At 33.7% G+C, this 13,922-nt stretch carries 13 protein-coding genes, 1 tRNA gene and 1 other RNA gene; all 15 read right to left on the bottom strand.

Annotation, left to right across the window (positions count from 1 at the left end):
- Window positions 1-641 precede the first annotated feature (641 nt).
- The gene (locus ACREV6_RS01245) at window positions 642-896 is read right to left on the bottom strand and encodes a pro-sigmaK processing inhibitor BofA family protein (protein ID WP_431576213.1); all 255 of its coding nucleotides are present in this window, start codon (window positions 894-896) and stop codon (window positions 642-644) included.
- Between the two features lie 109 nt (window positions 897-1,005).
- The gene (locus tag ACREV6_RS01240) at window positions 1,006-1,284 is read right to left on the bottom strand and encodes a DUF2508 family protein (RefSeq protein ID WP_431576212.1); all 279 of its coding nucleotides are present in this window, start codon (window positions 1,282-1,284) and stop codon (window positions 1,006-1,008) included.
- A gap of 61 nt (window positions 1,285-1,345) precedes the next feature.
- Window positions 1,346-1,942 carry a recombination mediator RecR gene (gene recR, locus ACREV6_RS01235; RefSeq protein WP_431576211.1) on the bottom strand — a complete coding sequence of 199 codons (597 nt, stop codon included), beginning with the start codon at window positions 1,940-1,942 and terminating at the stop codon, window positions 1,346-1,348.
- 73 nt (window positions 1,943-2,015) lie between these two features.
- Window positions 2,016-2,354, bottom strand: a complete 339-nt coding sequence (locus ACREV6_RS01230) for a YbaB/EbfC family nucleoid-associated protein (RefSeq protein WP_431576210.1) — start codon at window positions 2,352-2,354, stop codon at window positions 2,016-2,018.
- Between the two features lie 227 nt (window positions 2,355-2,581).
- A complete protein-coding gene (gene dnaX / locus ACREV6_RS01225) occupies window positions 2,582-4,198 on the bottom strand; it encodes a DNA polymerase III subunit gamma/tau (protein ID WP_431576209.1) in 1,617 nt (538 codons plus the stop codon).
- A 326-nt stretch (window positions 4,199-4,524) separates the two neighbouring features.
- A complete protein-coding gene (locus ACREV6_RS01220; RefSeq protein ID WP_431576208.1) occupies window positions 4,525-5,985 on the bottom strand; it encodes an alpha/beta hydrolase family protein in 1,461 nt (486 codons plus the stop codon).
- 68 nt (window positions 5,986-6,053) lie between these two features.
- Window positions 6,054-7,460, bottom strand: a complete 1,407-nt coding sequence (locus ACREV6_RS01215) for a sensor histidine kinase (RefSeq protein ID WP_431576207.1) — start codon at window positions 7,458-7,460, stop codon at window positions 6,054-6,056.
- Between the two features lie 99 nt (window positions 7,461-7,559).
- A complete protein-coding gene (locus ACREV6_RS01210) occupies window positions 7,560-8,264 on the bottom strand; it encodes a response regulator transcription factor (RefSeq protein WP_431576206.1) in 705 nt (234 codons plus the stop codon).
- Between the two features lie 224 nt (window positions 8,265-8,488).
- An RNA gene (ffs, locus tag ACREV6_RS01205) (signal recognition particle sRNA large type) lies at window positions 8,489-8,754 on the bottom strand.
- A 10-nt stretch (window positions 8,755-8,764) separates the two neighbouring features.
- A tRNA-Ser gene (locus ACREV6_RS01200) sits at window positions 8,765-8,854 on the bottom strand.
- 123 nt (window positions 8,855-8,977) lie between these two features.
- Complete coding sequence (gene lgt, locus ACREV6_RS01195; RefSeq protein ID WP_431576205.1) at window positions 8,978-9,742, bottom strand: prolipoprotein diacylglyceryl transferase; 765 nt, start codon at window positions 9,740-9,742, stop codon at window positions 8,978-8,980.
- Window positions 9,743-9,853: 111 nt separating this feature from the next.
- Complete coding sequence (gene ptsP, locus ACREV6_RS01190) at window positions 9,854-11,566, bottom strand: phosphoenolpyruvate--protein phosphotransferase (RefSeq protein ID WP_431576204.1); 1,713 nt, start codon at window positions 11,564-11,566, stop codon at window positions 9,854-9,856.
- A gap of 109 nt (window positions 11,567-11,675) precedes the next feature.
- Entirely contained in the window at window positions 11,676-11,942 is a 267-nt protein-coding gene (locus tag ACREV6_RS01185) for an HPr family phosphocarrier protein (protein ID WP_431576203.1), read from the bottom strand.
- Between the two features lie 123 nt (window positions 11,943-12,065).
- Window positions 12,066-13,436, bottom strand: a complete 1,371-nt coding sequence (locus tag ACREV6_RS01180) for a PTS fructose transporter subunit IIC (RefSeq protein WP_431576202.1) — start codon at window positions 13,434-13,436, stop codon at window positions 12,066-12,068.
- Window positions 13,437-13,469: 33 nt separating this feature from the next.
- Window positions 13,470-13,916 carry a PTS sugar transporter subunit IIA gene (locus ACREV6_RS01175; RefSeq protein WP_431576201.1) on the bottom strand — a complete coding sequence of 149 codons (447 nt, stop codon included), beginning with the start codon at window positions 13,914-13,916 and terminating at the stop codon, window positions 13,470-13,472.
- Between the last annotated feature and the right edge of the window lie 6 nt (window positions 13,917-13,922).

Below are 13,922 nucleotides of genomic sequence, written 5' to 3'. Positions count from 1 at the left end.
CAAGCTCATTACATACTTTTTAGTCTTACGACTAAAATTACTTTTTTATCTAAAGTAATTAACTGGTCAAGCGAAATGTTATTTCGCTATTTTACCTATTTCTCTGTTTAATTTTCAAAGACCAATTGATATGTCATCATGTGACGACTTCTACTATTTTATCAGTCTACTTCCATTTTGTCAACTTGTTTTTAAATGTTTTTTAATGACTTTCGCAAAAATTGTTAATCTTACTTTTAATATGTCGTTACTTGTCATCAGCAACATGTAATATCTTATCATATAATATTTCTCATATAGTTCAGTTTAGAGTAATTAAAATAAAACAGGTTGCGTATTCTTGAATTTTTAAACTTTATCTACCTGTAGCTTATATTGATACACCAGGATAGTTATTTTTCCTACTTAATATCTTCTTATAAGTATCTACTAAATATAATAACTTCAGTACTTATCCTATATACTAAGTATTTACCTTAATAGCTTAAAAATATACTATTTCTAAGCCTCTTTTATAGAAAACAAAAATATAAGGCAGCTTGAGATAAATAACTAGTCAGCATACTAGTATATTTATCTAAAACTGCCTCGCTCTATTGTAAATTCATAGTTAATATAAATCGTCTTTACTATAAGTCATATTACAATAATTTATTGAAAATTATTAAAAATATTACTCCTGGTACTCCTAAAAATCCTGCTATAAGCGCAGTTACAGCATTTATTGCTATACTTATTCCCACATATTCTCCTACAAAATTAACAAGTAGTAAAAGTAAGACACCCAAAGCTCCGTTCAATATTAACTTACCTAATACCTTTAATGGCCAAGAAAAGAGCTTTACCACAATTACCATGCCTACTATGGCAATTAAAAAATATAATATAACTTCCATACCCAACTCCCCCTATGTTAATCCTAAATTTCAACTTTTATTTATTATGTTTTATTAATAATATATTTCACAGCTTTCCAATATATTATTAATTTTCTTAAAAACTTTTTTATACATTAATAGAATCTAACTCTTCTATCATATAGCTGGCATCAATAGTGACACCTTTTCTTCTAGCTTCTAGTAAAAAAAATATATATTTAGCTTTACATTGATCTTCGCTATAAATTGCATAATCTACAAGTTTTGGATCATCTACCACTGCAAAGTATTTTTTTGCAATTTCCCACTGGCTCTTAGCTTCTTCCAATTGCATAATAATATCTTTCTCCTCCTGAGTATATTTTAGATTTGAAAATATTATTTCGATTATTTTTTTTCTATTCATAATAAAAAACCTCCTATTTTATATCTCTTTTAAATTCTTGACATAAAATAGGAGTATTATTCTATATTTCTTTTCTTCCTTCCATAGCTTTAGAAAGTGTTACTTCATCTGTATATTCTAAATCTCCACCAACTGGAATACCATGTGCAATCCTTGTAACTTTTGTGCCTAGTGGTTTTAATATTTTAGATATATACATAGCCGTAGCTTCTCCCTCTATGTTTGGATTAGTTGCCACTATTACTTCGTGAACTTCCCCATTAATCCTTCTTATAAGTTCTCTTAATTTTATATCTTCAGGACCTCGCCCAGACATTGGTGATATTGTTCCATGAAGAACATGATAAACCCCATTAAATTCTCTTACCCTTTCCATGGTAATAATATCTTTTGGGTTTTCAACTACGCATATCATGCTCTTATCCCTATTGGGATTAGAACAAATTGCACAGGGGTCTGTATCTGTAAAACATCCACATATACGGCAATATTTCAATGTTCCGCGAGCTTTAACCAGTGCGCCCGCAAACTCCTCTACTTCTTCCCTCGGAAGATTTAGCACAAATAATGCAAGCCTCTGAGCTGTTTTTCGCCCTATACCTGGGAGCTTTGCAAATTCTTCTATAAGTTTTTCTATTGCTACTGGATAAAAATCCAATCTATTCACCTCATAACAATGTAGCTTTTACTCTACTGTTTATTAAATCATCACCTGCGGTGCTGAAATATTGTTAAAACATTCCTGGCATGTTAAGTCCGCCTGTTAATTTACCCATTTCACTACTTGTTTCATCTTCTGCCTTTTTTAGCGCTTCATTACAAGCGCTCATAATTAAATCTTGAAGCATTTCAACATCATCTGGATCTACTACTTCTGGTTTTATCTTTACTTCAACAAGTTGCCTCTTTCCATTAGCTATTGCAGTTACTGCTCCACCACCAACAGATGCTTCAAATCTTTTATCTCCTAAATCCTTTTGCATTTCTTCCATTTGTTGTTGAAATTTTTGAGCTTGTTTCATTAGACTATTCATATTTCCACCCATACCTGGAAATCCACCTTTTGCCATAATAGTTACCTCCTATTTATTAGTTATTCATCTTAATATTATTATATTTATATCTTCTAGATTCATAACAAAAACTTAAATCTAATTTAAATATTTATAATCTAAAAGAATATATATATCGCTACTGAACTATAACTTTTCTATATTATTATATACTAATACCTATAATAATTTCCATTAAAATAGTAAATATTTTTTATAAGGGCTATTCATCTATTACCATAGTTCTATTCATCTAGTATTTCCACAAGATCTTCCCCAAATGTTTCTATTAGTATATCCTCCGGCGATCTAACCTCTTTTTCGTCGGATTCTACAGTATATTTTATTTTTACTGGTTCTTTTAGTGATTCAGAAAATATTTCTTCTATTATATTTCTATTTTCCTCTTTATCTAATCTAATTTTATTAAAAGCATATTGTTTTTCGTAACTTAGCTCTATTACACCCCCATGACAAGATGCAATTTCTCCTGTAAGTAAAGAAGCATAGATAACCATATGTCTTCGCGCTTTAAACATATCTAAAATATCCTTAAAAGACTTTTTAACGGTTTCTACGGTTAAAGTAGAATTAGGATTGTGAGTTTGCACTGGTCTTACTTGTGGTTTTTTATTTAACCTAGTTTCTTTTTTTCCACCATTCTTTTCAGAAGCCCTTGGTGTTATACTTTCACAAGCTACAGTTATCTTTCCTTGTTTTATTATTTCTTCTAATTTGTTTATTCTAGATAATAGCACTTCTTTTGAAGTATCATATTCTATTTTGCACATTTTAATAACTGCAAGTTCTAAATAAATTCTATTTTGTTTGCTCCATTTAGCTTGTTCTTCTGCATCTTGTAATATCTTTATATTTCTCATAATTTCTTCTACTCTTATCTTAGCTGCTTGTTGCTTTAAAATGCTTATATTTTCACTAGACATATCTAAAATTTCTTCTACATCTTCACTTACTTTAGCCATGAGCAAATTCCTCATATGAGTAGTCATATCTTTTATAAATACATATATATCCTTACCACTAAGAACTATCTCATTTATAGTCTTTATTGCACTTTCAATATTTCTGTCTATTACACTGTCTGAAAGTATTGTAAGACTCTCTGAAGTCACAAGACCTAACATATCTATAACACTGTCATACTCTACCTTGCCCTCATTCATTGATATAGCTTGATCTAGAATACTTAAGGCATCTCTCATTGCTCCATCAGAAACTCTTGATATTAATTTCAAACTATTATCTTCCACAAGAACACCTTGCTCCGTAACAATTTTTCTAAGTCTTCCAAATATATCTTCACTTTTTATTCTTTTAAAGTCAAATCTTTGGCATCTAGATAAAATCGTTATTGGCAGTTTTTGAGGATCCGTTGTGGCTAATATAAATATTATGTTACTTGGTGGTTCCTCTAGTGTTTTTAAGAAAGCATTAACTGCCCCTATAGATAACATATGAACCTCATCTATGATATAAACTTTATACTTAGCTTCCTGCGGTGGATACTGAACATCTTCAATTATATCGCGGATATTATCTACTCCATTATGTGATGCTGCATCTATCTCAGTAACATCTATTGCTGTTCCTGAATTTATTTTGACACACATTTCGCATTCATTACAAGGCTCTCCATGATCCGAATTCGTGCAATTAACCGCCTTTGCCAGGATCTTAGCTGTGGAGGTTTTTCCAGTTCCTCTTGTACCACATAAAAGATATGCATGAGCTATTCGCTGGTTATTTATTTGATTTTTTAAGGTTATAGTAACATGCTCCTGACCTACTACATCATGAAAAGTTTTTGGTCTCCATTCTCTATATAAAGCCTTATATGCCACAAATTTCACCTCTTTTAAATAATAGTATTTATTTCAAAAAAATTTATGAATTTTCAAACACAAATATAAAATTTTGTATTCACTCAATAAATAATTATATCATTTAAATCAATTTTTTAGTTTGTTTTTATAAAAAAAACAAAATCATGAATTATCATGACTTTAAATATATTTACGGATTAATTGTAATTTAACTCATTGTAACTGTTATTCAATTATTAATAACTTTATAAGTTTTTTAATTCATAGGATTATCTAAGTAAAAGTATGAACCGTCGAGTTAGCGGCTCACACTTTTACTTAGAGTTGTAAATTGGAGTATTCATTTATTTTTTTTCAATTGTTACTTCCGGATATTGAGACGCCAAAGCGTTGAGTAGTGGCTCCGGCATTTCCTTTAGATATTTATTAAAGAACGAGACAATATAGGTATTGGTAATCTCTGTCTGACGGTTTGCAGAAATTGATCCCAATGCACCCAGAGCCTTGCCAGCATTCGGTATAACTGTATTCAGGTCTGTAAAATTCATATGCTCTGTTCCGTTAATGCTTACAACCAAAAAGTTTTTTTGATTTTCGGAATAGCCGTCACTGACTGAAACTCTTTTTGAATTCTTATCGGGTCTAATTGTAAGTATCATGAATGGTTGCTGAATTATGGTGTCCACTGTATCTCCAAATGGTGTACCGTCCATATTAATAAAGGCTTTAAACCGGCTGTCACGAAGGCAGGTTTGACCTAATGCTGCTCCGCCAAATGAATGTCCGAATAATCCCATCTTTACTGTGTCAAGGCGCCCAGCAAAAATACTTTTAATGCTTCCATCGTTGAGCTTGCTTATTTGGTCGGCAACAAAACTCATGTCATCACTCCAAACGCGGACATTTTCTGTATACAGTTTGCAGTTGCGTATAATCACCCTTTGAAACTCAGGGCTACGATCATCTGTAATCTGTTTTTTGGCAATGTCAATAGCTCTAGCACTGTCTTTACTCAAGGCAGCAGATAGTTTTGAACTATAAGGAACAATATCTCCTTCAGGGTAGACGGAGGCAAAATCATCATATGGGTGGCTTACTGCAAATACGACATAACCCTCACTTGCAAGTTCCTCCATTTGGATTGTATTTGAACCATTAAACATTCCCCCTCCGCCGGAAAATAGAATAATTGGGAATTTATTTGTTTCATTTGAAAGTCCAGCGTTCCAATAACTGTTTGTCTTAATAAGACACAACTGTCCAAACAAATCCGGAAGTCCCTTAGATTTTGCAAAAAGGCTTGCTACCTCTCTTTTGTCTATCCAGTTTGCCTGCTTAGCACCGCTAAGGCTTGATGCGGGATACCATACCTGCACAGCTATTTTTTGAGAAGAAGTTTTACCAGTTAGGACATTTTTTCTGTTGTTTTCGTTAAACGCCATTCTCATTGTGCCCACAGGGTTTGGACCGTTTGGTTTCGTAAGGTTAATGACAGGTAAAAAAGACGGCAACGCAATAGACAACATATAGAAAAGACAAAACGCCGCTATTTCTAAGCCCTTGAGAATTGGATGCCTTTTTTTTGTCATTAAAAACAGTTTTGTTAAACTTAAAGCAAAGATAATGACGCTCATGCTATAAGCCGGAACCATGACAAAGCGAAATCCCTCCACAAAAATGCTAGCAAAAGAAAATGTCATAGAAAGTGTTGGCAAAACAATCCTCAATTTCTTGTTCTTTATAAAAAGAATGCCTAAAGCAGAAAATAACAATCCAATAATCAAAAATATTTCAAAAATTCTCATTAATATCACCTCAAAACTATTATGCAAGGTGAAACTGAACTTAGGCGAAACATAACCTTAACAGGAGCTTAATTTTTGCTAGGCAGTCGGATAACAAATTCCGTGCCATTTTGAGGTTCACTTTTAACTGAAATGGTGCCTTTGTGTGCCTCAATTAGCTGTTTAGCAATTGCGGTGCCAAGGCCGCTGCTTTTCACCTCACTGTCTTTTGTGCTTGTCCCTCGAAAATATCGGTCAAACAGATGCTCCAGTGTCTGTTTGTCCATCCCTTTGCCATCGTCCTGTATTATTAGCTCTACAGCCTGGAATATGCAAGAATCCATTATCTGTTTTACTTGCACCTTTACAGTCGTCCCTTCTTTATTATGCACAGCCGCATTAGCAAGAAGATTATCAATAGCCCGTTTAAACCATTTATCATCCACTGGATAAATGATATTTTCTTCTTCCGAATTTATCAATTCAAAATTTATGCCATCTGAAAGACCACTATTTATAAGGTCTATCACCGATCTACGGACAAGTTCAACAATATTGCGTGACTCCAGTTTAATTGGCAATGCATGATTATTCAAACGTAAGGTCAGATTAAGGTCTTCAATTAAATCCTTCATATAGGCAGCTTTTTCACTTATAATTCCAGCGTACTGGGCGGTTTGTTCTTTACTGAAATCAAACTTCTCATGTGAAAGCAAATCAGCATATCCTTTCACCGATGACAAAGGGGTTTTCATATCGTGTGAAACACCGGCAATCCATTCTTCCCTGGCATTGTCCATCTGACGTTTTTTTTCATCGTTTTCCATTAAACTCCGGCTTAACACTTCAATGGATACAATTATTTCCTTAAAAGTTTTATAAGATCTGCGTAATGTCCCGTAAGAATCCTTTCTGCTAACTCGCACTCCTTTTTTATTCACAGGCTCACGATAGACTCCTTTTGAAAGATTGTCTATCCATGACAACATGTGAAGAATGGGTATTCCCATGCGTAGCCCAAAAATATAGGCAATGATAAGTGTTATTACAAGACTTAGCACGGAAATGACAATCCACGTCCGGTAATCGTTCATAAGATTATAAACATTTTGCCCACTATATGGAGTTGCATAAACCCATGTAAGTTTTTGTGTATTAATTACAGGATACCAAGTATAAATTTTATACCCAAATGAACTTGGCGATTCACGATAGGCCAATAGCTCGCCAGGTGCGTAGGCGGTTTGAATATTTTTCGGTGTGTGATAACGGTAGATTTCTTTTCCATCACTGCCCAGAATTTGAAGCCATCCGCCACTTTGGGCTACTGATTGCAACGATGCAGGCGATATTGAAACCGTATTTTCGCCGGTAATTGTGTGTTTCGATATGGAATCTAATAGTTCTGAGGGTTCCAAACTGTTTTGCTGCTTTAAGAAATCAGTCTGAGACAGATATATAAGTCCTGCAAAGAAAAGTAGAATAAAAAACAGCAAAGCCAAGAAACTCCCAAGAAATTTAATGGTGAGCCGTTTACTTAGTTTTATGGTATTCACCCCCGTATCCCAGCATAAAATAATGAAAGGTTGTAGATATCACGACTTCGACAACTTATAACCAAGTCCACGTACTGTTAAAAGAATTTTCGGATTGCTAGGATATTCTTCAATCTTTTCACGAATACGTCTAATATGAACCATTACTGTGTTGTCATCGTTTATAGCTTCTTCACCCCAAACCTGTTCGTAAAGTTGTCCCCTGCTATATAAGCGGTTGGGATACTTGCAGAGGAACAAAAGAAGTTGAAACTCCCTGGCAGGGCATTCAATTTCTTTGCCTGCTACAATCAATTGACCCGACTGCTCATTAATTGTAAATCTTTCAAAATAATAAATGCATTTTTCCGTACTTTGCCTGCCGCAAGACACTCGTTGCTGGCGCTTCAAGTGTGCTTTTATTCTTGCGGCAACTTCAAGTGGATTAAAAGGTTTTGTGATATAATCATCCGCACCCATTGCGAATCCAGCCAGTTTATCAAGATCCGAAGTTTTCGCTGTCAAAAAAAGAATTGGGGCAGTTGTTATTTCTCGAAGCTTTTTGCACACTTCAAGGCCATTGCCATCTGGTAGAAGCACATCTAATATGATTAAGTCAAACTCCTTTTCCCAGCATTTTTTAATGGCATGGTTTGCACAACAGGCCTCATCTATATTGAGAAAGCCTTCTTTTTTCAAAGTGATTTTGAGCAAATTCAAAATTTCCTGTTCATCATCAACCAATAAAATTTTGGAGCTATCCATAACTTTTCACCTTCTTAATTCATTCCGCAACACTTTACAATTATATGTATTATCTTAAGTAAATCATACCATAATATACCATGCATTACTGTTTTTTAGAGTTGGTAAACTAATATATTTATGCATTTTATGTCTTAACGTATGTTTTTCGGAAATGTGGCGCTACCCCTAAAATAGTATAAAAAAAAGACACCTTCACAGGCATCTTATAATTCTTATGTAGACCGTACACCTCGCTTCGATGAATAAACTATGCGCGTTACCTATACAGTTAACTCAAACCAGGTTGATCCACGGCACATGGAAAGATTCACTTACCGCTGCTTCCTTCCGGACCTGACGGGGTTCATGAGTTTCCATTGCGTGGGGCCCAGCTCTCAACGCCACTTATATAGGTCAGACCACACATTTTATAACCTAGGCGAGGAATTCACCCCTGCTGTAGCGGGTTGCAGGTTACAGGGCACCGCTAACTCCCCGGCTAGTACGGAAATATAAACTGGCGGAAAGAGAGGGATTCGAACCCTCGGTAGAGTTTCCCCTACACACGCTTTCCAGGCGTGCTCCTTAAGCCACTCGGACATCTCTCCATAAAGTATTTCTTGCTTTGCTTACACCAAAGTAGTGCAACAAAAACAATTATACTATTAATAAGTAGTTATTTCAATAGTTTTTTAATTAAATATTTTTGAAAGTTATCCCAAGCATTGAAATTATTCTACGGTCTTCCTTTTATAATTAATTGCAAGGAATATAATCCATAGTGCAATTCCCGCTAAGCTTATTAGTTGCGCTACCCTTATACTTCCAAACATTAAACTATCAGTTCGGAGTCCTTCTATAAAAAATCTTCCTAAAGAATATAATCCTATATAGCTAAAAAACACAGTTCCATGTTTAAATGTTTTTTTCAATAAATAAATCAGTAATAAGCATACTATAACATTCCATATTGATTCATAGAGAAAGGTCGGATGATAATAAACTCCATCTATTAACATTCCCTTTTGTATAAAATTCGGAAATTTACTTATAAATTCCTTAGTAACTAGTCCACCATGGGCCTCACTATTGAAGAAATTTCCCCATCTGCCTATAGCCTGTGCAATAATTATAGAGGGTGCTGCCACATCTGCAAATTGCATCAGATTTTCTTTTTTATATCTCGTATATATTAACGCGGCTAGCATACCAAATATAATTCCCCCATGTATAGCAAGCCCACCTTGACGTGTATTGAATACTTGCATTAGGTTATCTCTATATTGATCAAACTCAAATATTACATAATAAGCTCTAGCTCCAATAATAGCTATAGGAAAAGATATTAATATGATATTTAAAAGTTCATCATAATCAAGACTTTTTAACTTAGACGTAAATTTAGCTAATAAAATTCCAACTGTCATTCCTGTTGCAATAAAAATACCATACCACGCAATAGGTAATCCAAATACATTGAAAGCTATTGGGTCCATAAGTGTCCTCTCCTTTTATATCGCTATTCATACTTTGATCATAAAAATACTAAAACAAGCAAACAAAAACAAAATTCTAAAGTTTCAGAATTTCATTTTTGTTTTTTTGTTTTAATTTTTTACATTTATATTTTTTTCTATAAATTTTTCAACTTCCGTGGCTGTAGGAAGGTTAACAACTTGCTGTGCTAAATCTCTCATTTTTTCCTGAGATATATTTCTAATAATTCCTCTTGCTTTTAATATGGATATAGGACTCATGCTAAACTCATCCAGGCCCATTCCAATTAAAATAGGAATTAGTTTAGGATCTCCTGCTACTTCTCCACACATACCCACCCATTTATTTTCATTATGAGCATTATCTATAACCATTTTTACTAGTCTTAGTAATGCAGGATGAAATGGGTTATACAAATGAGATATTTTTTCATTCATTCTATCTACTGCAGTTGTATATTGAATAAGGTCATTTGTCCCTATACTAAAAAAGTCTACCTCTTTAGCAAACAAATCAGAAATAATAGCCGCTGCAGGTATTTCTACCATAATTCCTACTTCTAATTTTTCATTAAATGCTATATTTTCTTTATGTAAATCATTTTTAACTTCTTCTAAAATTGCCTTTGCCGCTCTTAATTCTTCAATACTTGAAATCATTGGAAACATTATTTTAATATTTCCATAGGCACTAGCTCTTAGTATAGCTCTTAATTGAGTTTTAAATATATCTACCTTATCTAAACAAACTCTTATGGCTCTATATCCTAAAAAGGGATTCATCTCCTTAGGTAGATTTAAATAATCTAATTCCTTATCGCCACCAACATCTAGCGTTCTAATAACCACAGGTTTATTTTTCATTTTCTGCGCAACTTCCTTGTAGGCTTCATACTGTTCTTGCTCGGTGGGTGCTGATGTCCTATCCATATATAAAAACTCAGACCTATATAAGCCTATACCTTCACCATCATTATTTAAAACACTCTCCAAATCCTTTGGAGTTCCAATATTTGCAGATAATTCTACTTTTATTCCATCTGTGGTGATGCTTTCTTTTCCTATTAATAAATCTAACTCTTTTTGAAATTTATTGTATTCTTCTTTTTTTTCTTCATAAAGCTTTATAATTTTTTCTTCTGGATTAACATATATTAACCCTTCTTCACCATCGAAAACAATTAAATCTCCATTTTTAACTATAGTGGTTATATCCTTCACGGCTACTATAGCCGGTATTTCTAAAGTCCTTGCCATTATAGCAGAGTGTGAAGTTCTTCCCCCGATTTCTGTTATAAAACCTAATACCTTTTTTTTATCTATCTGGGATGTGTCAGAAGGGGTTAAGTCATTCGCTACAATTATAACTTCATTAGCTAATTGTGCAAAATTAACATCTTCTATATTCAATAACTTTTTCATAAGTCTTGTTGTTACATCCTTTATATCTGCTGCTCTTTCTTTCATATATTCATTATCCATATTTTCAAACATAGATATGAACATTTCTGTAATCTCTTTTAATGCCCACTCAGCATTAACTTTATCGTCTTGAATCTTTTTCTCAATTTGCTCTAGCATTTCCGGATCTTCTAAAATCATTAAATGAGCTTCAAATATATTAGCCTCTTTTTCCCCCATACTTTTTAACACATTATTATATATATCCTGAATTTCACTCTTGCTACTTTCCATAGCCACCTTAAATCTTTTAATTTCTTCTTCATAACTTTTAATATCTTTTTTTTCTATAACAATTTTCTTTTCTTCTTTTAATAATACTTTTCCTATCACTATTCCTGGTGAGACTCCGATGCCTTTCATTAAACTACCTCCTTATAAGCGAAATTCACTCCTTGCAGCAAATTTAAGTATTTTACTAGCCTAGGAGTGAATATTACTTTATATATGGTTCCTTATAAAACATTATTTTTTAAAGTTCTACGATTTCTTTTTCAATTACTACTTTTAATTCTTCTACTGCCTTTGCTTCATCGTCTCCAGACGCTACAATCTTAATTTTATCACCTTTTGAAGCTGCCATGCTTAATATGTTTATTATACTTTTTGCATTATACTCTTTATCATCCTTAATTAAAGTTATATGTGAATTAAACTTAGATGCTTTTTTCGCCACAATGCTTGCTGGTCTTGCATGCAAACCTTGTTCATTCATTAACACAATTTCTGCTTCGTACATAAAGACATCTCCTTTTCATCTTAGATTCTGTTTAAAACTAAATTATTTTAAAGCTTTACATATATATATTTTACCCTATTGCACATGTATAAACAATGATTAAATTCATTAGCGGTTCCTAAATTAATTATTAGTATCCTTTTTCAATAATAAAATCATAAGAGCCGTTATTACTGTACCAACTACTATGGATAATATATATGCACCCACATTAGTAACTGCATTTGGAATAAATAATATAAATATACCACCATGTGGAACTGCTATAGCTGCTTTAAACACCATAGATAATGCTCCTGTGGCTGCAGCCCCAACCATTGCTGAAGGTATTATTTTAAGTGGATCCGCTGCCGCAAATGGTATTGCACCTTCTGTTATAAATGCAGCACCCAGTGCCCAAACAGCTTTTCCTGCTTCTCTTTGTTCTAACGTAAATTTCTTTTTGGCTATAACCGTTGCAAGGGCTATTCCAAGGGGAGGAGTAATTCCAGCTGCCATTACTGCTGCCATTACCATAGATGTTTGACCTGCAACTAGAGTACCTACTCCAAAAGCATAGGCTGCCTTGTTAACTGGTCCACCCATATCAAAAGCCATCATTAAACCAATAATTATTCCAAGTAGCGCGGAGTTTGCTCCACTTAAATTAGTTAAATATTTTGCCATTGCTACGTTTATTGCACCTACAGGTTTTCCTATAACAAATATCATTATTAGTCCAACTATTAATGAGGATAAAACCGGTAATATTATAACTGGCATTAACCCTGCTAAGGATTTTGGCATTTTTATTATTTTCTTTAAGAAAACAATAGTATAACCGGCTAAGAAACCTGCTGCCATTGCACCTAAAAAGCCTGCGCTTAAAGTTGTAGCAAGCATACCACCAACCATACCTGGTACAAGACCCGGTCTATCTGCTATAGAGAATGCTATAAACCCAGCAAGCACCGGATACATCAGTGCAAAGGCCGAATCTTTACCAATACTCATCAAAGCCGCTGCTATGCTACCCGGCTCTTTAAATGCTAGTATTCCAAAAGCAAAGGAAATTGCAATTAAAATACCTCCTGCTGCTACAAAAGGAATCATATAAGATACCCCTGTCATAAGGTGTTTATAAGGACCTTTTTTCTCAGCTTTTTTTTCTTCTTTAATTTCACTCACTTGCTCTGAACTATTTTTATTCTCAACTTTTATATGTATTGCCTTTTGAATAAGCCCTTTGGGATCTTTAATTGCGTCTTTTACGCCAACTTCAATTATAGTCTTTCCTGCAAAACGTTCCTTTGAAACATTAGTATCTGCTGCAATTATTACTACTCTAGCTTCCCTTATATCTTCCTGCGTCAATTGATTTTCTGCCCCCACCGACCCTTGAGTTTCTACTTTAATGTGTATGCCCATTTCCTTTGCAGTCATTTCAAGAGCCTCAGCTGCCATATAGGTATGCGCTATCCCTGTTGGACATGAAGTTATTGCTACAAATTTCATAAACCTTCCCCCTTCTTATTTAATATGTGTTATCTATTGTTCTAATAGTGTAATTATTTCTTCAGCACTGCTAGCTTTCATTAAGCTATCTCTTAACTCCTTATGCATTAACTTTCTAGAAATTTGACCTAATATTTTTAAATGCTCATCACTTGATTCTTCTGGTACAGCTATTAAAAAGAATATATGAGCAAGTTCCTCATCCATAGACTGATAGTCAATTCCGTCCACGCTTCTACCAAATACTAATGCAGGTTCTTTAACTCCGCTACTTTTGCCATGTGGAATAGCTATTCCCATACCAATTCCTGTTGAAAATTCAGTTTCTCTATCTAATACTGCTTGTAAATATTTATCCACATCTAGTAATTTACCATCTTTATCTAAAATTGTTACCATCTCTTTTATTACGTCCTCTTTTGTCTTACTGTTTAGCTCTAGTTTAATTAGATTTACATTTAATAATTCAGTTATATTCATACATTA

It is taken from the genome of Clostridium sp., from assembly GCF_050717515.1.
Lineage (GTDB): Bacteria > Bacillota > Clostridia > Clostridiales > Clostridiaceae > Clostridium_AD.
Note: the sequence above shows the minus strand (reverse complement) of the source record. Positions and strands in the feature narration are given on the sequence as shown.